The sequence below is a fragment of the Ralstonia sp. ASV6 genome, from assembly GCF_016429285.1.
In the GTDB taxonomy this organism is placed as follows: Bacteria; Pseudomonadota; Gammaproteobacteria; order Burkholderiales; family Burkholderiaceae; genus Ralstonia; species Ralstonia flaminis.
In genome coordinates this window covers 1-314 of record NZ_JAELUI010000597.1, presented here as the reverse complement: position 1 = coordinate 314, position 314 = coordinate 1, and the positions used below count along the sequence as shown (strand labels likewise).

Genomic DNA, 314 nt, shown 5'->3' with positions numbered 1-314 from the left:
CGTGGTGGCCGTGCCGTGCTGAACGCACGCCGCGCCAAGGGCCGCAAGCGCCTGGCGATCTAAGACTGCCGCGCCCCGGGTGACGGCTTCTGGCCGTTGCCCATGGCTTTTGCCGCAGTCTTACCCCTGTCTCTTATACACATCTGACGCTGCCGACGAAGGCCGTGGAGTGTAGATCTCGGTGGTCGGCGTGTCATTAAAAAGGGGGGGGGGGGGGGGGGGGGGGGGGGGGGGGGGGGGGGGGGGGGGGGGGGGGGGGGGGGGGGGGGGGGGGGGGGGGGGGGGGGGGGGGGGGGGGGGGGGGGGGGGGGGGG

Annotated in this window: 1 protein-coding gene; it reads left to right on the top strand. The window is 76.1% G+C overall.

Annotated features, from left to right (window positions below):
- The coding region (locus tag JHD73_RS30160; protein WP_199029006.1) for a 50S ribosomal protein L34 at positions 1 to 63 on the top strand (63 nt) is incomplete at its 5' end.
- Positions 64 to 314: the final 251 nt, after the last annotated feature.